We start from the raw sequence: 21,617 nt of genomic DNA, 5'->3' as shown, positions 1-21,617 counted from the left end.
TGCATCCCGAAAAGTGTGAAACGGTTTTCGGAGTAAGATGCACGTTAAACTAGATAGAGCATTTCAAATGCCTCAAACTATATTGGAAATGCTCTCGTGTCACTTCTGAGCATGAAACGTAATTCAGTGCTGCCGGGGTTCGGGTTGACCCTCGGTTGCACCTTGCTTTATCTGGCAGTGATTGTTGCCTTGCCGCTGTTGGCGATGATCCTAAAAACTGCAAGCCTCGGTTGGAGCGATTTCTGGAGGATCGTCACCTCAGACCGCGCTTTGGCAACATTTCGCATTACGATTAGTGCCGCAGCGGTAGCTACTGTCTTTAATGGGTTGTTCGGCTTGCTGTTGGCATGGGTTTTGTCACGCTACCAATTCCCAGGCAAGCGGCTGATCGATGCGGCTGTTGATCTGCCATTTGCACTTCCAACCGCTATCGCTGGCTTAGCGCTTGTGACGCTGTTTGCACCAAATGGCTGGTTTGGACAATATCTTGAGCCGATGGGCATCAAGGTTGCCTATGCACCTATCGGCATCATGGTTGCGATGTTTTTCACCAGTATTCCCTTCGTCATCCGCACAGTGCAGCCAGTGTTGGAAGATATGAGTGCTGATGTTGAAGAGGCTGCACGCAGCCTTGGTGCAAAGCCGTGGCAGATTTTCACGCACCTCATTTGGCCGACCATCTTTCCGGCGTTTCTTGCGGGTGCTTCGCTGTCTTTCGCGCGTAGTCTTGGCGAGTTTGGCTCGATTGTTTTCATTTCCGGCAATTTGCCTTTTGAAACGGAAGTGACCTCGCTGCTCGTCTTCATCAGGCTCGATGAATATGATTATCCGGCAGCGGCTGCTTTGGCTTTTGTCATGCTGTTGATGGCGTTCTTCATGCTTCTTGTGACCAATCTTATTCAGGCAAGGCAGCTTCGCTATGCAGAGCGCTAGTGTTCAGGCGCGCAATGCGCCCGGTCCTGTCCGTAACCTGCTGATTGGCCTTGCAGCTATTCTTTCCGCGATCTGCATTGGCGCGCCTCTGGCAATTATCTTTTCCTATGCGTTCAGCAAGGGCGTCGATGTTTTTTTCAGTGAAATCTTAAAGCCTGATACCTTGCATGCGGTCTGGCTCACGATCCTGACGGCAATTGTCGTTGTGCCAATGAATATGGCCTTCGGCGTTTGTGTGGCATGGCTTGTCACGAAGTTTCGCTTTCCGGGGCGTAGGCTTCTGATTACCTTTGTCGAAATTCCATTCTCGGTGTCACCAATTGTTGCGGGTGTGACTTATCTCTTCTTATATGGCTCTCAGGGGCTGCTTGGCCCGTTGCTTGAGAGTTACGACATCAAGATCATGTTCACGGTTCCAGCGATCTTTCTGGTGAGTCTGTTCGTGACATCGCCTTTTGTGGCGCGGGAACTGATTCCGCTCATGGAAGTGCAGGGAAGCGATGAGGAAGAGGCCGCTCTGACGCTTGGAGCGAATGCCTGGCAGACATTTTTCTATGTCACGCTGCCGAACATTAAGTGGGCGCTGCTTTACGGTGCTGTGCTTTGTAATGCGCGTGTGATGGGTGAGTTCGGAGCTGTATCTGTTGTTTCAGGCGCTATTCGCGGTAAAACCAATACGCTGCCTTTGCAGGTCGAACTGCTGTTCAATGATTACAACGTAGCAGGCGCTTTTGCTGCCGCTTCGACTTTGGCTGGCATTGCACTTTTGACACTGGCTTTAAAAATCTGGCTTGAGCGCAAACAGCATAGCTGAAGCGCATCCCGAAAAGTTTTAAGCGGTTTTTGGCGAAGATGCGCTTATGAAAAATGAAACCGCCCGACTTCAAGAAAGCGGGCGGTTTGCGGTCACGCTGCTTGGGAGAGCGTGTGTGTTATTGGTTCTCTTTGTAGCGACGACGCGAGGATTGCGCCTTCCGGCCAATGCGTAAAGCCGCTGGCTACATTGATATGTCCTGCATGGCCAATATCAACAAAGCCTGAACCCCAGACATTGGCGATAGCTTCGGCCTTTGCAAAGCTCATATATTCGTCATCGCGGCTGGCGACGACAATCGACGGAAACGCCAGTTCATGACGCGGTAAAGGTGCGAAGCTCGCAAAGCGACTGTCGCGGCGCGACATGGTTTCCACGTCTGCCGGAGCGACCAGAAGCGCACCCGCAACATGCGCCGCAGCCGGACGACTTGCGAGATGCGAAACAAGAATACAACCAAGACTATGGGCAACCAATACTGCACCGGGATTTTCGGCGAGCTTGGCTTCGAGCGCGTGCATCCAGTCGGATAGCACCGGATAGTGCCAGTCGTCCTGTTCGACGAGCACTGCTGACGGATCGTCATGCAACCATTGGCGCTGCCAGTGGCCTGCTTCCGATCCCTTATAACCGGGGATGATCAATGTCGCAGGCATACGTTAGTTCCTCTTGGAAAATGCCTTGGGAGGCTGTTTTTGCTCTGTATTGGGAGGCTTTGCGAAGCAATTTCCAAGATAAGGGCTATTTCATATCATTTTAAGGAAAATAAATTCAATTAGAGGCGGGAGTGTAAAAAATAATCCCGCCTCTGCAATCCTATTTCTTTTGCTTATCGTTCCAGCGAAGCACGAATTGCGATTTCTCGAAAACGAGTACGACAATCAACGACATTGCAAATGGAATGAGAAGATAGAGCAGGCGGAACACGATGAGAGCCGCCAGAACATCAGCTGGGTTCATGTCCGGCAAGCCAGTGAGGAACACGAGTTCAAGCACACCGAGGCCGCCGGGTGCGTGCGAAATAAGCGCTGCTGAGAATGACACCAGAAAGATGCCAAGAATGATCAGGAAGCCCGGATTTCCAGCTTCCGGCAGTGCGAAATAGATGATGCCAGCCGCCCCAATCAGCTCCAGTGGAGCGACGATGAGCTGCTGTGTCACGACAGGTAGACGCGGGTATTCCAGACGAAATTTGCCAATCTGCAAAGGACGAAGCTGTAGCCAGCTGCCAAAGACATAAAGCAAGACAAACGCCAGCATAGCCAAAGCAATAATGATCGAAATGGTCGGTGTGAGTTCTTCATTGAAGCGCATCAGAATATGCGGTTCCAGAAGCAGAACGATACTCGAAGTGATGATCACGCCCAGAATAAACGTGAAGGAACAGAAGGCAATCAGGACGGCAATTTCGCTGCCGGGCATGCCCTGTGAGGAATATGCACGGTAACGAACCACAGCACCTGATACGACCGATGCACCGATATTGTGCGACAAGGCATAGGTTGTGAACGAGCAAAGGGCGATGAAAAGCCAGGATATTTTCCGACGCAGGTGAAGAAGCGCGATGCGATCATATCCAGCGAGCGAGCTATAGGCGAGAAGTGCAGCTGCTGCAGACAGAAGCCAATGATGCGCGCGAATTGCGTAAAGACTATCCAGAACGTCGTCGAGTGAAATGCTACGCAGTTCCCGATAGAGAAGCCAAACAGATATAGCGACTGCACAAAGGCCAATGATCGGCCAAATATAATCCTTGAATTTCATTAACTGGCCACCGCACCTTCAATTCGCATTCAATTCCCCTTTGTCATGCGCCCCGGACTTTCCGTTTATCGTGGAAACGCTCGTAATCCGTTGTTCCTTCTTTATCGCCTTTTCCATTGCTGCGGCGATTTCTGCTTCGCCGAGAATGACAGAGTCTGCACCTAGATCATGCAGATATTGAGCTTCGGCTTGCGAACAGGCACGCACAACAATGCGCACATTTGGGTTCGCCTGCTTTGCAAGACTTGTGATGCGTCCTGCCTCGAAAGCGTTCGGAATTGCAATCACAACATTTTGGGCAAAAGATGGATTCGCCGTCTCCCATATTTCAGCATCCGAGCCGTTGCCCGCAATAGCTTCAATGCCGATTTCTTTCAATCTGAAATAAATCTTTGGCGAATCTTCGACAACAAGGAACGGAATGTGATTTTCCTGAAGACTTGCTGCCACGCGACGGCCAATCTGACCATATCCGACAATCACCGTATGATCCCTGAGCTTGCTCTGCGGCAGTCGTGCAGGCTCAGAAATGCTGACGTCTGCCTCCGTGCTATCGCTATCGGATGGCTGAATGCCAAGGCGTTTTTCGATCCGTGGTCGCAGACGGTCTGCGGCTATGAACATAACCGGATTGAGGAAGATCGATAGGATTGCGCCTGCAAGGATCAGGTCGCGTCCTTCTGGTGGCAGTAAATTGAGCCCAACGCCGAGCCCCGCAAGAATGAACGAGAATTCTCCGATCTGCGCTAGGCTTGCAGAAATGGTGAGTGCTGTTCCGACAGGACGTTTGAATGCGCGAACGATAAAGAATGCGGCAACCGACTTGCCCACGAGGATGATGGCAAGCGTTGCAATGAGGGGCAGGGGATCACGGATGAGGCTCATCGGATCAAACAACATGCCCACGGATATGAAGAAGAGAACTGCGAAAGCATCACGTAGCGGCAGAGATTCTTCTGCGGCGCGATGGCTGAGTTCAGATTCACTCATCACCATGCCAGCAAAGAACGCACCGAGCGCGAAGGAGACGCCAAAAAGATGCGCTGCACCAAAGGCAACGCCAAGGGCAATCGCCAAAACGCCTAAGCGGAACAATTCGCGCGAGCCGGTTTGAACGATGACATTTAAAAGCCATGGGATGACCTTGCGTCCCACAACCAGCATGAGCGCTATGAAGACGACAACTTTGGCAATCGTCAGCAGAATAATGCCGCCAATGCCAAGGCCCAGCCATTGAGCAATGGGATCACTTGTCGCGGCATGGCCGGCTTCACTGCCGATACTCGCAAGCGCTGGCAGAAGCACTAATGCCATGACCATAGCGAGATCTTCCACAATCAGCCAGCCAATCGCAATGCGGCCGCGCTCTGTATCAATGAGGCGCATATCCTGCATTGCGCGCAGGAGGACGACGGTACTTGCCGTCGAAAGCGCGAGACCAAAAACCAGACCGGCTTTTACGTCCCAACCGAGCGCTAAGCCAAGTGCGGTACCGAGTGCTGCGGCTGTCGCAATCTGCGCCAAAGCGCCAGGAACGGCGATAGCTTTAACGGAGAGAAGATCTTTGAGAGAGAAGTGCAGGCCGACGCCGAACATCAGCAGAATAACGCCTATTTCGGCTAGCTGAAGGATGAGATCCTGATCTGCAACGAAACCCGGTGTATGCGGACCAGCAATGACACCTGCGAGGAGATAGCCAACAAGGGGAGAGATTTTTAGTCGGGTGGCGATAGTGCCGAAGATGAATGCCAGACACAGGCCAACGACGATTGTCGCAATCAGAGGCGTGTCATGGGGCATAGCGGGGCCTTCCCGATTTCAATCATGCAAAGTTTTATGGGAGAAGCCGGGCATGGCGAAAACCATGCCCGGCCATGAGTTTACTTCTGTGGTGAAGTGCCGTTTTCAAGAACAGCCTGATGCGCTTCCTGACGACGCTGCCACCAGTTGCCCAGCAGAAGCAGGATCGGTGCTGCAATGAAGATCGACGAGGTTGTTGCGATAAAGATACCGAACAGCATTGGCACGGCAAAATTATGCACCGCGCTTCCGCCCCAGATTGCCATTGGCAGCAAGCAGAGGAATGTCGTCACAGAGGTATAGATACAGCGGATGAGAACCTGATTGATACTCATATCCACGATCTCGCGCAGCGGCTTCGACTTATAAAGACGCATGTTTTCACGCATGCGGTCATAAACCACAACCTTATCGTTTACTGAGTAACCAATGGCTGTCAGCAGTGCTGCAATAGCCGTCAGGTTAAAGTCGAGCTGTAGGAGCGCAAAGAAGCCTACCATCTTGGTTGTATCGAGAACGAGCGTGATAATCGCGCCAACTGCGAAGAACCACTCAAATCGCCACCAAAGATAGATCAGCATACCGAGAGCTGATAACAAGACTGCGATGAAGCCTGAACGCGCGAGTTCGCCGGAGACTTTCGGGCCAACAACTTCGGTACGCTCGATTTTTGCGCCAGCATCGATTGCCGCAATTGCCTCACGCATTTTGTTAACTGCAACGGTCTGTGCTTCTTCGCCGCCATCTTGTCGCTGAATGCGGATCAGCACGTCGTTCGGACTACCAGCTGACTGAAGGGCAACTTCACCCAGTCCCAAGGCACCGAGTTTTTCACGCAATTGCGCGAGATCTGCTGGTCGTGATGTGGTTATTTCAGCCTGAATACCGCCCTTGAAGTCGATGCCATAATTCAGACCCGGCTTAAAGAACAAGCCGATTGAAGCGAGCGACAACACAATAGAGGTTGCGATACCAAGGTAGCGCGCATTCATGAAGCGGAAATTTGGATTTTCCGGAGCGATCCTCATAAATGGCTTGATTTCAAGTACCTTCAATTTGCGCTTGCGGACATACCAAGCCATCGCCATGCGAACGAGTGTGACGTCAGTAAACATCGAAATGACGATACCGAGCATCATGGCGACAGCAAAGCCGCGTACAGGGCCAGTGCCGAACATGAAGAGCAGGAGTGTCGAAATCAGCGAGGTGACGTTCGAGTCGACAATCGTAGCAAAAGCTGCATGGAAGCCTTTATCGAGCGCCGCCATAGCGCCAAGGCCTTTGCGGGTTTCTTCTCGAATACGCTCGTTGATCAAAATATTCGCGTCAACCGCGATACCGATACCCAGAATAATACCTGCAATACCGGGCAGTGTTAGCGTTGCTCCGATAAGACTGAGGGCTGAGAAGGTGAGGACGGTATGGAGCAGAAGCGCTACGTTCGCAATAAGACCCCAGACGCCATAAAGCAGCTGGATAAAGACCGCGACGAGGATAAAGCCTGCGATACCGGTGATCAGACCCATCTTAATAGCGTCGCCGCCAAGGTCAGGTCCGACCGTACGTTCTTCGATAACTGTCAGCGGAGCAGGCAATGCGCCAGCGCGGAGCAGTGCAGAAAGTACAACACTGTCCTGAACCGTGAAGCTGCCGGTGATCTGACCAGAGCCGCCTGTGATTGGTTCATTGATACGCGGAGCAGTTAGAACTTTGCCATCAAGGACGATGGCGAAAGGACGGCCTGTGTTCTTGGTTGTAATATCTGCGAACTGACGCGCGCCAAGGCTATCGAAGCGAAACGAAACGATTGGCTCGTTGGTGCGTTGATCGAATCCTGCACGCGCATCGGTCAGGCGTTCGCCTGAAAGCGCGATCTGATCTTCAACAGGATATTTGACGTTTGGGTCTTTAGAATCCGGCAGGATGCTGACACCGGGAGGTGGTGGGTCATTCGGATTTACGTCTGCGACCATGTGGAAGCTCATCTTCGCGGTGCTGCCCAGCAGCTGGCGAAGATGTGCTGGGTCTTGAAGACCTGGAAGCTGAACAACGATACGGTCAGAGCCTACGCGCTGGATCGATGGTTCGGCCACACCGACCTGATCCACACGCTGACGGATGATTTCAAGGCTCTGCTGGAGAGCCGCATCAAGGCGGTATGTAAAGCCAGCCTGTGTTAGCGTCAGACGGATCTGATTGTCACTGCTGGTTACATCAATGTCGTTGATCGCCGTGCCAAAGCCAGTCGTGTTAACCTGAGAGATCAGAGTTTTAAGAGCTGTATCGGCCTTCGCGCGCTGATCGGCATCCGGGATTGTCACGATGACAGAGTCGCCAACAGCACGGATGGATTGAGGCTGAATGCGTTCAGCACGCAGCTTTCCACGCGCATCATCAAGCAGCGCGCGCATACGGTCACTCTTGAGGCTCGCTGCATCCACTTCGAGAACGAGGTAGGAGCCGCCACTCAGATCAAGACCCAGTGTAACCTGTCGTTTTGGGAACCACGAAGGCATTGCTTCGAGTTGTGTTTTTGTGAAAAAATTGGGCAAGGCAATGATGATACCGATCAGAACGATCAGTCCATAAAGCACTGCGACCCATTTAGAAGTACGCATAAGTCTAAATTCCGGATATTGAGTGCTATAAGTTTGTATTAAAACAAAGGCTTATCGCACATTTTTTCGTAATAGATTCAGGGTTGGCCGAAGCCGCCTTCAAAAGAAGATTTCACGCCATCGCTGGCGGAGCGCGTGCAGAAACAAAACTGCTTTGCGAAAGCCTCAAAAAATGTGGGTTTTGGGCGGTTTGGACGGGCTGCCCGTCGTAAACGACAATCTCGCTGGCGAGAGTTGCGATCCCATCGCCATTCCCGTGAGGATAAGCTGCCTTAATTTTAGCTGCAATCGCATCTGTCAGGACAGCACGCATCGGCTGGGTTGCCGGTGTGGATTGCTGACGTGGGGGAAGTGCAGGTGCGTTATCGACCTGCTGCGCAGCCATTTTTCCGGGGAGCGAACGGCTCGCTTCGCCGCCGAGTGCAGAAAGGTCAATTGCGAACAGAAAAGCGGCGAACGACAGAACGCACGTCACAACAAGCATGAAACCATGCTGATGAGAACGATCAGGACGCTGATCTGCGTTGTTCATGCCTTTAATCAAAATGCCCGAACTTTCTTCGACAGCCTTTCCGCAGAAAGAAGCCAGTTTCAGAATGATTTTGCCTATAGCTAAACCGTTCTGTTTATTCGATTTTATGCAATGCCCGATTCAAAAACATCGTATTTTTACCAAGGCTTAGCGATGACACCTACAGCATCGATTCAAAAAAGGGAATCGTTTTCTGTATGGGGCTGATCATGCATTGAAATCACTGAATAAAATCACAAGCTCATTTTGGTATCGAGCCTGCCATAGTATTGCTTCTGTTATCATGCGCTGTATGTTCAAAAGCAGATCGAGAAACCGGCAGAGTTCAAATTGACATATTTATCGATGTTCCGTGCAGTTGCATTTGCTCTGGCTTTTTCGCTGGGCGCGATGGGGCAATCAAATGCGCAAGATCCCAAAGTGTCAAAGCCGCAAGCTCCCGTAGCTGCTCAACAGTTGGCACCTGAACAAAAAGCTGTTGTTGAAAATAACACACCCGTCTTTGATGTTGTGCAGCAGCAAAAGCCGGTTATCAACGATCTCAAGCAGCAGACGAAAACGATCAGTGATCAGTTGCAGAAATCTGTAACAAACGATGAAGCTCTTGCTAATTTCAAGCTGCAGCTCGATGGACTTTCCAAGAAGCTGCTTGATGCTGGCGTTGCTTTTCGTCCACGTCTGACGGAAATCAATACACGGCTGGAACAGTTGGGGGCTGCGCCTTCCGGTGATCAGGCAGCGGAACCAGCAATTGTTGCTGAAGAGCGCGCACGGCTGATCGCTGAAAAAGCCGAAATCAATGCTGTTATTGGCGAAACAGAAGATGCATCACTTGCGGTCAATCAGATGGCTGCAAAAATCGGCAATATGCGCCGTGATCTGTTTGCACAAACTTTGTCGCAACGTGTGAACCTTGATCTTACGCTTGGTTCGGAAGTGACCGCCGCCGCGAGCAATCAGATGGTTTCACTGTGGAGTATCGTGAAATCATGGTGGCGGTTCGTTTTCACCTTCAAGCTGAACTCATTTCTGGCTGCGGCTTTCTTTGCTGTTATTGCCGCTTTGGTTATTCAGCTCGGTGCTCGACGGGTTTTGGGATCGCTTTACGAACGAGATGTTACCAACGAAGCGCCTTCTTATCTCAGCCGCTTGTCGGTCGCCTTCTGGTCAACGGCGATCCCTTCGGGCGCGGTCGCCGTTTTCCTAGCTACGACCTACTTCTGTCTCGACTATTTTAACGTACTTAGGCCCGACATTGGGACGCTGTTGCAATCGCTCTTTATTGTGCTCGGTATTGTCTTCTTTATCAGTCGTTTGGCCTTTGCCTGCATCAGTCCTTACACTCCCGCATGGCGGTTGGTGCCTATTGCGCCGCGTCCGGGCAGGGCGCTGGTTTGGTTGATTACTGGTATGGCACTGATTAACGGGCTGGATTCGTTTTTCAGCAAGGTCAACCAGGTTCTGTCGTCACCATTGTCTTTGACTATGGCGAAAAGCCTGCTGTCGACCGTTGTGATTGGCGTGCTTATTCTCATTATAGCGCTTGTAAAGCCGGTTGAGAGAAATGTTGGAGAGGCGGTTCGCCCTTGGCCGAAAGCCTTCCGCGTTTTTCTCATCTTGCTTGGTCTCATCCCGATTGTTGCGGCCTGCTTGGGCTTCATTGGCCTTGCGCGCTTTATGGCGCAACAGATCGTTGTCACCGGCGCATTTCTCGTAACGATGTATCTCGGCTTTTTGACCGGACGTGCGATTTCGGAAGAACAGGCCTTTGCGTCCAGCCCAATTGGCCGGGTGATGCGTGATCGCTTCCATTTTGACGAAGCAAAGCTGGATCAGCTCGGGCTTGTTGTCGGTATTCTTATCAATCTCGCAGTTGCCTTAGTCGGCATACCGCTGGTGTTGATGCAGTTCGGCTTCCAATGGGTCGAACTCAAAAACACGTTCTATCATTTGATGACAGGCTTCCAGGTTGGCAGTATTTCCATATCGCTGATGGGAATTTTGACCGGTGTAGGCTTGTTTATCATCGTCTATCTGATGACACATTGGTTCCAAAACTGGTTGGATAGCAAGGTTCTTGCGCGCGGCCGCGTCGATTCTGGCGTTCGCAATTCTATCCGCACTGTTATCGGTTATGTTGGGCTGGTACTCGCCGGGTTGGTCGCAGTATCTGCCGCTGGTTTCAATCTATCCAGTTTGGCTCTTATCGCTGGTGGTCTGTCGCTTGGTATCGGTTTTGGTCTTCAGAATATTGTCCAGAACTTTGTTTCCGGTCTTATTTTGCTGGCAGAACGTCCGTTCAAGGTCGGGGACTGGGTGGAAGCGGGAACAGTCAGCGGTATTGTCAAAAAGATCAGCGTCCGTGCGACCGAAGTTGAAACCTTCCAGAAACAGTCGATTGTCGTTCCAAATTCGACACTGATTAACGGAAATGTCGGTAACTGGACGCTGCGGAATAAACTGGGCCGTATCGATATCAATGTGCAGGCGGCCTATACGGATGAGCCGCGCCGTGTTCACAGTCTGCTGTTGGAAATTATTCGCGGCCATCCATCGATTTTGAAAAATCCAGAGCCGTTTGTTGCACTCCAGAGCATGACGGATTCCTTGCTCGTATTCGATGTTTATGCGCATGTCGCAGATATTACATCGACGGGTGGTATCAAGAATGAGCTGCGGTTCCAGATTGTTGAGCGGTTCCATGCGGAAGGGATTCAGCTGGCGTCTTCTTCAACGGATCTGGTGCTGGGTATGCCGGAAATTGAAAAGCTTTCTGATCTGATGAATAGAGAAGCATCACGCGCCGTAAAGCCGCGAAAAGAAAAGGCTGCGGAAGCAGACAAGCCAGAACATGATGACAAGGTATGAACGGCGTGTTCAGTTGCGGTTCAGTTTTGAAGTCTTATAAGTAATCAAGAATGAGAGCAGAGGACTGCTTAAACGAGTGGGGCCGATTTTCGGCTTGTAGCGGGAGCGGCGGTAACGCTGAAAAAGATATGAATAAGGTTCACGTCCATTTTGCTGGCAAAGTCGCACTTGGCGCAGTGCTTGCACTCTCTTTTGCTGTGCCAAGCCTCTATGCTGCCAGTGTTTCCAATAACGATGCAGCTCAGCAGACAATTGTAGTGACCGAAGGCGTAGCAAAGCGCGAGATGCTTATTGCTGCTGGTGAGACCGTCGAATTCTGTGACGGTGGCTGCTTCGTAACGTTTCCGAATGGTGATCGTGAAGCGCTGAAAGGCGATGAAAAGATTGTTATTTCCGGCGGTAAGGCATCTTTTCAATAGTTTCGGTTTTTGAATGTAAAAGCCGGGGTTTTGCCCCGGCTTTCATTTTTGCGCATGTCGTTACCGGAAAACCGGGTTCCACTTTTCCGCGACATGCGTTAGCTTCGCGGCTTAAGATTTTCGGGGTCGTAAAGCGGTTTATAACCAATCGATACGACTTCGACAGGGTAGGTCTCGCCAAAATATTCCACATTCAGCTTGCGGCCTTCCTGACAATAGGACCATGGCAGATAGGCGAGCGCGATATTTTTGCCAATGGTTGGTCCATAGGCGATGGACGATGTGAAAGAGCGACGACCGAGTTCATCGACAAGTGTTTCACCTGTTTCAGGATGGAGCACCGGCAAAATGCCGACCGGATAGCGTGCAACGCCTTTGGAATCGACGTTCTCGCTCATGACCAACGTGCAGAGCATTGCTGGCTGATGTTCGCGAGCTTTATATTCAAGGTGCTTTGCCTTGCCACAGAAGTCTGCTTCCTTAACCTTCGGGCGGGCAAGGTCGGCTTCCAACAGGTTATATTCCGTGAGCAGGTCTGCATTTTGAAGACGCAGACTTTTTTCCATGCGGCGTGTATTGGCGTAGGTTTCAACGCCAACAGCAATGGCACCCGTTGAGCGCAGCGCATCCCAGACGGCAAGCCCGTCTTCGTAACGCATGTGCAATTCCCAGCCCTGTTCGCCGACATAGGAAATACGGAACGCGGTAACGTCTTTACCTGCAATGCGGATTGGCTTGATCGCTGCAAAAGCGAAGTTTTCGGGATCAAGACCATCCGGGTCTTCGACAACTTTTTTGAGATTTTCGCGAGCATTCGGTCCCCAAATGCCAATGGTGACGTATTTTTCCGTCACATCGGTGATGGTGACATCAAAGCCTTTATCCTCAGCAACCCGGCGCATGTAATGGAAATCGCGGGGACCAGCATCTGCACCGTTGATCATACGAATGCGGTCAGCCATGCGGATTGCGGTAAAATCGGCGCGCACCATGCCTTCACTGTCGAGAAAGTGTGTGTAAATGCCTTTGCCGATATTCGTATCGCCGCCAATTTTGGCAGCACAGAGCCATTCCATCAGGTCGACATGGTCCGGGCCTTCAATGTCATACATGGCGAAGTGCGAGAGATTGATAATGCCGCAATCTTCGCTCAATGCGAGATGCTCGGCATTGGAGACACGCCAGAAATGGCGGTTATCCCATTCGTTTTCGCGGACGGGAATGCGGTCACCATATTTTTCCAGCAGATGTTCATTGGCTGCATAACCATGCGCACGCTCCCAGCCGCCTAATTCCATGAAGTAGCCGCCGAGTTCTTTTTCACGCTCATAGAAAGGCGAGCGGCGAATATTGCGGCCTTTGGAGAATGGCTCACGCGGATGTACTGCTGGATTATAGACCTTCATCGCGGTTTCGGTGCAGCGATCCCAGATGAACTGCTCGGTCATTTGGTGCGGATAAAAGCGCGAATAGTCGATGGCATGATGATCAATTGACGTCCGGCCATCGGTCATCCAATCGGCAATGAGCTTGCCCATGCCGGGGCCGTCCTTGACCCATATTGCAACAGCGTACCAAAGACCGCGCACTTTCTGGCTTTCGCCCATCGATGGGCCGCCATCGGTCGTCACTTGAAGAAAACCATTAAAAGAATGGCTCTCATTATAACCAAGTTCGCCCAGAATGGGGGTCAGTTCAATCGCGCGTTCGAGCGGTTCGAGCACCTGTTCCATATCCAGATCGCGCTGTGAGGGCGACAGGCGGGCTTCGTGCTTTTCAAGCAGATCGCGGGGGTGGCAAAGGCGCGGATTGGTTTCCTCGTAATAGCCCCACTCGATTTGGCCGCCTTCGGCAGTCTTTGGGTCGCCCGTGTCACGCATATAGGCCGAATTGCCCTGATCCCGCAGAAGCGGCCAGCCGATTTCCTTGCCGGTGCCTGCAAACTCATTATAGGGTCCGAAAAAGGTGAGCGGATGATCGATCGGCATGACTGGCAGGTCTTCACCAACCATTTCGGCAATCAAGCGGCCCCAAAGTCCGGCACAAATAACGACATAATCCGCTTCTATAGTTCCGCGATGCGTAACAACACCTTTGATGCGACCATTTTCAACAATCAGCGACTGAGCGGGCGTATTCGCAAAGCTCTGTAGTTTGCCAGCGGCTTCTGCCTGATCGATCAGCTTGCCAGCAACGGTTTGTGACCGTGGAATGACAAGGCCCGCATCGGGATCCCAAAGAGCGCCCTGAACGAGGCTTTCTTCGATGAGTGGGAACTTCTCTTTGACTTCGGATGGCTCCATCAGTCGAGCGCGAGTGCCAAAGGCTTTGCCAGATGCGACCTTGCGCTTCAGCTCTTCCATGCGGGAATCATCACCGACGCGAGCTATTTCGATGCCGCCGACACGGGCGTAATGCCCCATCTTTTCGTAGAAATCGATGGAGTAAAGCGTGGTCCAACACGATAGAAAGTCGTGACTGGTCGCATAACAGAAATCGGAAGCATGTGCTGTGGAGCCGATATCCGTCGGGATACCGGACTTATCAATGCCGACAATGTCGTCCCAACCGCGCTCAATCAGGTGGTGGACGACCGATGCACCGACGATGCCGCCAAGTCCGACAATGACGACTTTTGCCTTCTTAGGAAACTCTGCCATTTTATGCGATCCCATTTATAATTTGATGGAATCATAGTGATTGGTGTGGGCCAACAATAGTCATTCTACGACATAATCAGAGCGTCCGGCGACCGAAGTTAAATGTGTTTCTGATTGAGCCATAATGTTGATTTCTATATGCATAAGATATTGAGATTTTGATCCATGAGGCGTGGCTATCGCCCTGATTTAAAATCAAAAGCCACGCTAAGGAGCGTGGCTTTTAATGTGATCATGCTGCTATAAGCATTTTACGATCAGCTCGCTCCTGCTGTGGTGAACGGCCATAAAGTTCGCGGTAACACTTGGAAAAATGCGACGCGGACACAAACCCGCATGCAACAGCCACTTCCACCACCGGCATAGAGGACTGCAATAGAAGATGCCGCGCCCGATCAAGACGTATTTCAAGATAATATCTGGCCGGTGAACGGCCCATTTCCTGCCGGAACAGCCGTTCAACCTGACGGCGCGACAGACCTATACTATGCGCCACATCAATAAGAGTTTCCGGCTCCGAAAGATTGGCCTCCATCATTTCGATGATGGTGAGAATTTTTGAGTTTTGAATGCCAAGGCGCGCACGCAGTGGCAGGCGCTGACGATCGTGTGGATTGCGGACGCGGTCGGTTAGTGCCTGTTCGCAGATACGATTCACCAGATTGTCATCAAAGTCATCGCCAATCAGTTTCAGCATCATATCGAGTGCTGCTGTGCCACCAGCGCATGTGTAAATATTGCCGTCCACCTCAAAGAGGTCGGCATAAACTTCTGCTTTCGGAAAAGCTTCGGAGAACCCTGGCAGGTTTTCCCAGTGTATCGCGCATCGTTTGCCGGAGAGGAGACCGGCGGCGGCTAGAATATGCGCGCCGGTGCAGAGGCCGCCCACCGCTACGCCGCGATTATATTCTTCACGTAGCCACGCAAACACCGATTTGTTTCGGAACTCTTCAACGTAAACGCCTGAGCAAACGAAGACCATGGATGGGCGTTGCTCGCGCTGAAGGAAACGACGTTCGTCTTCCAGCGAAGCATTGACTGCGCATTCTACGCCGTTCGATGCTTTGACCGGCTTGCCATCACTTGATGTGAGCCGCCAGCGATAGGCTTCATAGCCCAGCATGCGATTGGCAATGCGCAGCGGTTCAATCGCTGTCGCAAATGCGATCATCGAAAAGTCCGGCACCAGAAAAAAAACAATAGATCGCTTAATCGATGAAGCTTCAATCATAGCCTGACCGTTCCCATTCTTAAAAGCCTTGTTGCGGGTTCCCGACGCAATTCAGGCCTTGTGCCTCCGTCATGACACCGGAATTTTACCGGTCTTGTCATCCGGTCGTTTTTTGACCGGTCATCCTGTTGCGACAGCCTTGTTTTATAAGGGGGCGGCTATGGCGCAAACAGAACAGACATATTGAGACATAGAACGTTCAGATTGAATAGTGCGGCTAAATGCCTGCCGTAAATTGGTGCCTCGATGTCGCTAAATTGAAGGCATGGAATATCCTGCCCTCAATTTGCATTATTACTAACGTCTTTCGGCTTTCAGCATAGGAGCAGGTACCCGATCATCGACGCACGGCCAGCCGATATCGTGCAGAATGTGTTCGGGCAAAGCCTCCAATGCCCTGCGGCTCCTTTTAATGTGTCGATGGTATTTCCAGTTGGAATAAAATTCGTTGAATGTTGCTAGGTTTGCCTTGAGCCAGCTTGGGATCAAAGACGAGCGTGACCCACATTCGTTTTGCAATGCTTCACATTGAAGGCTCATTTTCGTTCTCCAGACAAAATTGACATCATGTGTTCGGGAGTGACTTGATCTCTGCCCGAAGCTTGCGGTCATCTTGACGTTCAATCAAACGAAATATACAAAGCTATATGATCAGAAAAATTGAACTAGCGAAAAGCTATGGAGTTCAACATGACAGCGCCGGTTCAGCATCCCATGCCTATGCTCGACATTGATGTGTTGCGTACATTCGCGGCTATCGCAGACACTGGCAGTTTTTCTGCCGCCGCGAATGTCGTGTTTCGCACACCCTCAGCAGTCTCGATGCAAATCAAGAAGCTTGAAGAGCAAATAGGCGTTGTTGTGTTTGATCGCGATGCGCGGTCTGTGACATTGACCAGCGATGGCGAGATGCTTCTAGGCTATGCACGGCGGCTGCTGGCTCTCAATCGTGAAGCCGTCGCTAAATTTCTGGCTCCTACGATTACGGGTGTTGTTCGTCTGGGATCGCCGGATGATATTGGCGAATGTGTTTTGCCGTTGGTGTTGAAACGATTTGCCGAGACACATCCCGGTGTCACGGTTGATGTGGTGATTGATCAAAGCACCAATCTGCGTAAGCGTCTGGACGAGCGGCGTCTGGACGTTACGCTCGTTAACCTCTCCCATACTGTTCCAAGCAAAGGCGACATTGAAGTTTTGCTTGATGAGGAGCTTGTCTGGGCGGGTGCGAAATGTGGAACGGCCTATCGTCGCGATCCGCTGCCGCTTTCAATATGGGAAGAGGGCTGTGCATGGCGCGGCAATGCGCTGGAAGCGTTGGAGAGCTCGGGTCGTCAGTATCGCATTGCCTATATGAGTTCACACTCAACGGGGCAGCGTGCGGCAATACAAGCTGATCTTGCGATTGCACCGTTTGGTAAGACGCTACTTGGTGAAGGCATTGTTGCGCTCGGCCCTGAACATGGTTTGCCGGAATTGGGACGTTATCAGCTTGGAATGATCATTCGTCCGGATGTAGGGCCGCATATTCAGGTTGTGGCGGATCATCTGCGCAATGTCTTTGAATCTTATCGCCGCAGTGGTCGGTTTGAAACTTTGCGTTCGGGTTGGAGTAACCTTGCAGCGGTTTGTGGCTAAGCCGCGCTCTTGTCGGGAAAAAATGCTGCGCTAGATGGCTGATGTGACAGCTGTAAAAACAGCTTCACCACCAGAATACCGGGCAGGGCGGGCCGGTCTTTCAGGCGGTTTACTTGTTAGACTGTGACCTCAATGGAGAGCCCCGATGAAGCTATCTCGTATCGTTCCTGTTGCTATTGTCCTTTGCGCATTCACGTTAGCTTCCTGTGCTAATACGGTTCGCGGTGTAGGGCGCGATGTGAAGAGCACTGCGCATGCTGTTCAAGAAACAGTTGAGTAAATGAAAAAGGTTCGGGTTTGCCCGGACCTTTTTATTTCTTTAAAAAATAACTGACAGTGAGGTGTTGATCTGGTCGCGTGAGATAGATGATATCTTTTGTGCTTATGCCTGTTGCTGGCGGGTTGATCCGCGCTTCATTGATAAGTGGTGATACACGTGCATTGGGTGTGGTGTCACCAAACCACATTACAAGCACATCGCTGGAAGCTTTGGAGGCGCCATAGGGAGTTTCCGGATGAATTACTTCAATTGATGGATCAAAAAGTCGGAAATTTCCTGCAATCTGCGGATAGTCGGTAATGATCGTTTTGAAGTTTCCATCTTTATGAATCTCTTCATAAAGCCCGCGATAATCTAGCTGCCCATAAGGCGGATTACTGGACCCATAATTGAGGTAGTAGGCGAGAACCGCCGGAACAATCAGGGCAAAAGCCGTACTAATTAGAGCAAAGTCGATAAGCGCTCGACTGTCTCTTCGATATTGTGAAAACAAACAGGCGATAGTTGCAGGCGTTAAAAACAGAACAGGCTGTAACCAGCGATCTTTTATATTGCTAACGCCGGCAATTATCACGCCTGTAAAAACAATTAAAATCCCAACGATGAGAAGCCGACGCATAAGCTGTTCACCAGCTGTGAATGGTGTTTTTGCCGTGGTTCGTTTGCGGTAATGAATGAGCGAAATAATACCGGCAATAGCCAATATCAAAATAGAAAACAAAAACGCAGCTTCTGCAAAGCTAATGACGCCCTGCAAGCGGTCGACAAACAGATTGCCTGATGCGCCGATTTGAAGTTTTTCAGAACGGGCAATGACACTTGACTTATGCGCAAGCATCCAGATGGCAGTGGGCGATACACAAAGAGCAAAAGTGGCGATGGTGATGAGAGACAGCTTGGAAATCAGTGCTTTACGATATTCAGGGATGGATAGTGCAGTGATCACCAGCATCAGGATGAAGAGAGAAGCGTTGAACTTTCCAAGCACTGCTGCCGCCATCGCAACGCCGAATGCTGCTGCCGATACTACGCTACGAGCGCGCATATACCATGCAAAAGTGAGGAAAGCCCAAGCGCAACCGGATGTGCTTGCAACTGAATGTGTGAGTGCGCGCTGAGATTCCCAACCGATTTGCGGAATGAGAAACAGTCCCAGCATTGATGCAGATGCAACCAAATTGGAAAAGCCGAGCAGCCGCATTCCGCCATAAACGCTTGCGAATAAGCTTGCCAACAATCCGAACTTGACGATCTGAAGTGTCAGCATGGAAGTTCCAAGCACGGATGACGTAAGGCTTGTTATCCATGTATAAAGAGGCGGCTGAGATCCGCCATATCCCCAATCCAGGTAGCTGATATTCGCCAGTTGTTCCGCGTCATCAAGGCCCGCGCCGTTGGAGACGACAGTTACCAGTAGCGCTTGAAAGGCGAAGTAGCACAGAATAAAGACGACGGCCAACGGAAGGCCGAAGAGGGTTTTGTCAGTTGAAGACGAGGCTATTGGATTGAGAGTAGTCAAACTTAAGTTTTCCAAAACTGAATATTTTCATCGCCTAGACTTCGTATCGCGCACAATTGCGGCAGAATATCTAAATTTAGATAAGGCAAAGGTCTGATTGGTTTTCGCCATTATATGTCCGAAAGGTATGCGTGTCTCGGATCATGTTGCATCAGTCACAAGATTATGACCTGATTCTATGCGTTTCAGAAAAAAGCAAAAAACCGCGCTGCCTCGTCAGGTGCACGGTCTTGCCAAATACGCATGGCGCTTCCACCAAACAATACGCGGTGGAAGAGACTGAAGCTCCGGTACGCAGTACCAAATCCGGAGCCAGAGAAGAACTCAATCGTCTCTGGCCCCTCTTTTAGCGCAACATCGTTACCGGACAGTTATCAGAGACTTAAGCAAATCTAAACAATGTCAGTTTTTTGCGATTTATAGAATATAAATACCGATTTTACGCTTTTATCGAGCGTAAATAATTGATGATGCCGGAAAAATCGTCTCCGCCGTGTCCATCATTACCGAAGCGCTCGTAAATCTCTTCTGCATGCGCGCCCAATGGGGTGGCTGCGCCTGCACTTTTTGCAGCTTCTTGCGAAAGTTTTAGGTCTTTGAGCATGAGTGCCGCTGCAAATCCGGGCTGGTAATCACGGTTGGCCGGGGATGTCGGTACTGGTCCGGGCACTGGGCAATAGGTCGTCAGCGACCAGCATTGACCAGAAGAAGTGGAAGCCACATCAAACAGTGCCTGATGTGACAGTCCGAGTTTTTCAGCCAGAACAAAAGCTTCGCTGACCCCAATCATCGAAATGCCGAGAATCATATTATTACAGATTTTTGCTGCCTGACCTGCACCATCGCCGCCGCAATGCACGATCTTGCCAGCCATTGGGTGAAGAAGCGGCTCAGCCTTTGCAAAGGCATTATCACTGCCACCCGCCATAAAAGTGAGGGTACCTGCTGCGGCGCCACCTGTGCCGCCCGAAACCGGTGCATCAACAGAGAGATGGCCATACTGCGCTGCTATCTCGTGTGCTTTGCGTGCCGAATCAACGTCAATGGTTGAACTGTCGATGAAAAGTGAATCTTTACGCGCCTTAGGCGCGATGTCTTCATAAACAGAAAGAACATGTTTGCCAGCAGGCAGCATGGTGATAATTGCATCGACATTGCTTGCAGCTTCGGCGGCGCTTGCCGCGACCTCAAGCCCGTTGGCTTTGGCTTCTTCCAGGTGGGCAGGCAGCAGATCAAAGCCTATGACCTTGTGACCGGCTTTCACCAGATTGGCGGCCATAGGTCCGCCCATATTGCCGAGGCCGATAAAAGCGATAGTGGCCATGGTTTCCTCCCATTCAATAAATGTATCAGCGCCCGATCATCTGGCGTGCTATGATGACGCGCATGATTTCGTTGGTGCCTTCAAGAATCTGATGAACGCGCAGATCGCGGACCAGTTTCTCGATGCCGTAATCATGAAGATAGCCATAGCCGCCAAGAAGCTGCAGCGAATCGTTTGCGACATCAAAGCCGGTGTCCGTTACAAAGCGCTTGGCCATGGCCGACCATTTGCCAGCATCATGCGTCTTGCGGCTGAGTTTGCTCGCGGCAGTGTAAAGAAGCTGTCTTGCTGCCGAGAGCTCGGTCTCCATATCAGCAAGACGGAACTGCAACGCCTGAAACTGGTCGATTGTCTTGCCGAAAGCTTTACGCTGTCCCGTATATTCCAGTGCTTTATTGAGTGCAGATTGTGCGCCACCCAGCGAGCAGGCGGCGATGTTCAGTCGTCCACCATCAAGGCCGGCCATGGCGATTCGGAAGCCCGTACCTTCATCACCCAGACGGTTGGCGACAGGCACGCGGCAATTGTCGAAAATCACTGTTCGGGTGGGCTGCATATTCCAGCCCATTTTGTGCTCATTGGCGCCAAACGATAGACCGGGCGCATCTTTCGGTACAACGATGGTGGAAATTCCTTTCGGGCCGTCCTCACCGGTACGCACCATTGTTACATAAAGATCGGTGGCGTCCGCACCGGAAATAAATTGCTTGGTGCCGTTGAGTATATAATGGTCGCCATCGCGCTCTGCGCGGGTGCGAAGCGCGGCTGCATCGGAGCCTGAACCCGGTTCAGTCAGGCAATAGCTGGCAAGCCATTCCATCGACGTGAGTTTGGGCATAAACGCCTGACGTTGGCTTTCATCACCAAACGTATCGATCATCCATGCTGCCATATTGTGAATGGATATAAAGGCTGAGAAAGCGGGGCAAGCCTCGGCCAATGCCTCGAAAATAAGGACGGCATCTGACCGTTTGAGTGCAGATCCGCCGACGTCTTCGCGAACATAAATACCGCCCATGCCGAGCGGGCCGGTTTCCTTTATGACGTCAATCGGGAAATGCTTGTCGCGATCCCATTGCAGGGCATAGGGCGCAACAAAATCCGATGCGAAGCCACGCGCCATATCCTGAATGGCGCGTTGATCGTCATTGAGTTCAAACTGGTTCTGGTCGCCAGTATCCATGGTTTCCTCCCTATGAGCACCGCACCCTCCTGAG

The 21,617-nt window shown here is 51.3% G+C and carries 17 protein-coding genes; 6 read left to right on the top strand and 11 right to left on the bottom strand.

Annotated features, from left to right (window positions below; genetic code table 11):
• Positions 1 to 111 precede the first annotated feature (111 nt).
• Positions 112 to 933: a sulfate ABC transporter permease subunit CysT gene (gene cysT / locus U2P60_RS16600; protein ID WP_413573837.1), complete on the top strand. Its 822-nt coding sequence runs from the start codon at positions 112 to 114 to the stop codon at positions 931 to 933.
• Positions 920 to 1,747, top strand: a complete 828-nt coding sequence (cysW, locus tag U2P60_RS16595; protein WP_413573397.1) for a sulfate ABC transporter permease subunit CysW — start codon at positions 920 to 922, stop codon at positions 1,745 to 1,747. Before cysT ends, cysW begins: the two co-directional genes overlap by 14 nt.
• 92 nt (positions 1,748 to 1,839) lie before the next feature.
• On the opposite strand, the gene U2P60_RS16590 is transcribed toward cysW, so the two are convergent.
• The 5 genes from U2P60_RS16590 to U2P60_RS16570 form a co-directional block, all read right to left on the bottom strand.
• On the bottom strand, positions 1,840 to 2,403 hold the full coding sequence (locus tag U2P60_RS16590) for an alpha/beta hydrolase (protein WP_313826698.1): 564 nt from the start codon (positions 2,401 to 2,403) through the stop codon (positions 1,840 to 1,842).
• A gap of 160 nt (positions 2,404 to 2,563) precedes the next feature.
• Positions 2,564 to 3,511: a lysylphosphatidylglycerol synthase domain-containing protein gene (locus U2P60_RS16585; RefSeq protein ID WP_313826697.1), complete on the bottom strand. Its 948-nt coding sequence runs from the start codon at positions 3,509 to 3,511 to the stop codon at positions 2,564 to 2,566.
• Between the two features lie 18 nt (positions 3,512 to 3,529).
• Complete coding sequence (gene ybaL, locus U2P60_RS16580) at positions 3,530 to 5,311, bottom strand: YbaL family putative K(+) efflux transporter (protein ID WP_413573396.1); 1,782 nt, start codon at positions 5,309 to 5,311, stop codon at positions 3,530 to 3,532.
• 80 nt (positions 5,312 to 5,391) lie between these two features.
• The gene (gene secD, locus U2P60_RS16575; RefSeq protein ID WP_413573395.1) at positions 5,392 to 7,929 is read right to left on the bottom strand and encodes a protein translocase subunit SecD; all 2,538 of its coding nucleotides are present in this window, start codon (positions 7,927 to 7,929) and stop codon (positions 5,392 to 5,394) included.
• A 112-nt stretch (positions 7,930 to 8,041) separates the two neighbouring features.
• Positions 8,042 to 8,461 (bottom strand): hypothetical protein, encoded by a 420-nt coding sequence (locus tag U2P60_RS16570; protein ID WP_413573394.1) that lies wholly within the window; start codon positions 8,459 to 8,461, stop codon positions 8,042 to 8,044.
• 345 nt (positions 8,462 to 8,806) lie between these two features.
• Here U2P60_RS16570 and U2P60_RS16565 point away from each other — a divergent pair, with 345 nt between their 5' ends.
• Both U2P60_RS16565 and U2P60_RS16560 read left to right on the top strand, forming a co-directional pair.
• A complete protein-coding gene (locus tag U2P60_RS16565) occupies positions 8,807 to 11,329 on the top strand; it encodes a mechanosensitive ion channel domain-containing protein (protein ID WP_413573835.1) in 2,523 nt (840 codons plus the stop codon).
• Between the two features lie 128 nt (positions 11,330 to 11,457).
• Positions 11,458 to 11,748, top strand: coding sequence for a hypothetical protein (locus tag U2P60_RS16560; RefSeq protein ID WP_413573393.1), 291 nt, complete (start codon positions 11,458 to 11,460; stop codon positions 11,746 to 11,748).
• A 98-nt stretch (positions 11,749 to 11,846) separates the two neighbouring features.
• Here the strand turns inward: U2P60_RS16560 and U2P60_RS16555 are convergent, their stop codons facing one another.
• The 3 genes from U2P60_RS16555 to U2P60_RS16545 all read right to left on the bottom strand — a co-directional run bounded on the left by U2P60_RS16555 (position 11,847) and on the right by U2P60_RS16545 (position 16,179).
• Positions 11,847 to 14,408: a GcvT family protein gene (locus U2P60_RS16555; RefSeq protein WP_413573392.1), complete on the bottom strand. Its 2,562-nt coding sequence runs from the start codon at positions 14,406 to 14,408 to the stop codon at positions 11,847 to 11,849.
• 232 nt (positions 14,409 to 14,640) lie between these two features.
• Entirely contained in the window at positions 14,641 to 15,639 is a 999-nt protein-coding gene (locus U2P60_RS16550) for a GlxA family transcriptional regulator (RefSeq protein ID WP_313826690.1), read from the bottom strand.
• Between the two features lie 297 nt (positions 15,640 to 15,936).
• On the bottom strand, positions 15,937 to 16,179 hold the full coding sequence (locus U2P60_RS16545; RefSeq protein WP_413573391.1) for a DUF1127 domain-containing protein: 243 nt from the start codon (positions 16,177 to 16,179) through the stop codon (positions 15,937 to 15,939).
• Between the two features lie 150 nt (positions 16,180 to 16,329).
• On the opposite strand from U2P60_RS16545, the gene U2P60_RS16540 reads away from it, so the two are divergent.
• Positions 16,330 to 17,277 carry a LysR substrate-binding domain-containing protein gene (locus tag U2P60_RS16540; protein WP_313826688.1) on the top strand — a complete coding sequence of 316 codons (948 nt, stop codon included), beginning with the start codon at positions 16,330 to 16,332 and terminating at the stop codon, positions 17,275 to 17,277.
• Positions 17,278 to 17,422: 145 nt separating this feature from the next.
• On the top strand, positions 17,423 to 17,557 hold the full coding sequence (locus tag U2P60_RS16535) for an entericidin A/B family lipoprotein (RefSeq protein WP_094539832.1): 135 nt from the start codon (positions 17,423 to 17,425) through the stop codon (positions 17,555 to 17,557).
• 31 nt (positions 17,558 to 17,588) lie between these two features.
• Here the strand turns inward: U2P60_RS16535 and U2P60_RS16530 are convergent, their stop codons facing one another.
• The 3 genes from U2P60_RS16530 to U2P60_RS16520 all read right to left on the bottom strand — a co-directional run bounded on the left by U2P60_RS16530 (position 17,589) and on the right by U2P60_RS16520 (position 21,583).
• Entirely contained in the window at positions 17,589 to 19,076 is a 1,488-nt protein-coding gene (locus U2P60_RS16530) for a glycosyltransferase family 39 protein (protein ID WP_413573390.1), read from the bottom strand.
• A 439-nt stretch (positions 19,077 to 19,515) separates the two neighbouring features.
• Complete coding sequence (mmsB, locus tag U2P60_RS16525) at positions 19,516 to 20,400, bottom strand: 3-hydroxyisobutyrate dehydrogenase (RefSeq protein WP_313826686.1); 885 nt, start codon at positions 20,398 to 20,400, stop codon at positions 19,516 to 19,518.
• A gap of 25 nt (positions 20,401 to 20,425) precedes the next feature.
• On the bottom strand, positions 20,426 to 21,583 hold the full coding sequence (locus tag U2P60_RS16520) for an isobutyryl-CoA dehydrogenase (RefSeq protein WP_413573389.1): 1,158 nt from the start codon (positions 21,581 to 21,583) through the stop codon (positions 20,426 to 20,428).
• Positions 21,584 to 21,617: the final 34 nt, after the last annotated feature.

It is taken from the genome of Brucella sp. H1_1004 (genome assembly GCF_047308065.1).
GTDB classification, from domain to species: domain Bacteria; phylum Pseudomonadota; class Alphaproteobacteria; order Rhizobiales; family Rhizobiaceae; genus Brucella; species Brucella pseudogrignonensis_B.
The sequence above is the reverse complement of the archived record's forward strand: the minus strand, read 5'-3'. Positions and strand labels throughout refer to the sequence as shown.

Bases quoted from the DNA above. Each gene is read 5' to 3' on its own strand.
- cysW (WP_413573397.1), top strand. From the start codon at position 920: ATGCAGAGCGCTAGTGTTCAGGCGCGCAATGCGCCCGGTCCTGTCCGT.
- U2P60_RS16570 (WP_413573394.1), bottom strand. From the start codon at position 8,461: ATGAACAACGCAGATCAGCGTCCTGATCGTTCTCATCAGCATGGTTTC.
- U2P60_RS16585 (WP_313826697.1), bottom strand. From the start codon at position 3,511: ATGAAATTCAAGGATTATATTTGGCCGATCATTGGCCTTTGTGCAGTC.
- U2P60_RS16590 (WP_313826698.1), bottom strand. From the start codon at position 2,403: ATGCCTGCGACATTGATCATCCCCGGTTATAAGGGATCGGAAGCAGGC.
- ybaL (WP_413573396.1), bottom strand. From the start codon at position 5,311: ATGCCCCATGACACGCCTCTGATTGCGACAATCGTCGTTGGCCTGTGT.
- secD (WP_413573395.1), bottom strand. From the start codon at position 7,929: ATGCGTACTTCTAAATGGGTCGCAGTGCTTTATGGACTGATCGTTCTG.
- U2P60_RS16555 (WP_413573392.1), bottom strand. From the start codon at position 14,408: ATGGCAGAGTTTCCTAAGAAGGCAAAAGTCGTCATTGTCGGACTTGGC.
- U2P60_RS16565 (WP_413573835.1), top strand. From the start codon at position 8,807: ATGTTCCGTGCAGTTGCATTTGCTCTGGCTTTTTCGCTGGGCGCGATG.
- U2P60_RS16550 (WP_313826690.1), bottom strand. From the start codon at position 15,639: ATGATTGAAGCTTCATCGATTAAGCGATCTATTGTTTTTTTTCTGGTG.
- U2P60_RS16540 (WP_313826688.1), top strand. From the start codon at position 16,330: ATGACAGCGCCGGTTCAGCATCCCATGCCTATGCTCGACATTGATGTG.
- U2P60_RS16560 (WP_413573393.1), top strand. From the start codon at position 11,458: ATGAATAAGGTTCACGTCCATTTTGCTGGCAAAGTCGCACTTGGCGCA.
- mmsB (WP_313826686.1), bottom strand. From the start codon at position 20,400: ATGGCCACTATCGCTTTTATCGGCCTCGGCAATATGGGCGGACCTATG.
- U2P60_RS16535 (WP_094539832.1), top strand. From the start codon at position 17,423: ATGAAGCTATCTCGTATCGTTCCTGTTGCTATTGTCCTTTGCGCATTC.
- cysT (WP_413573837.1), top strand. From the start codon at position 112: ATGAAACGTAATTCAGTGCTGCCGGGGTTCGGGTTGACCCTCGGTTGC.
- U2P60_RS16520 (WP_413573389.1), bottom strand. From the start codon at position 21,583: ATGGATACTGGCGACCAGAACCAGTTTGAACTCAATGACGATCAACGC.
- U2P60_RS16545 (WP_413573391.1), bottom strand. From the start codon at position 16,179: ATGAGCCTTCAATGTGAAGCATTGCAAAACGAATGTGGGTCACGCTCG.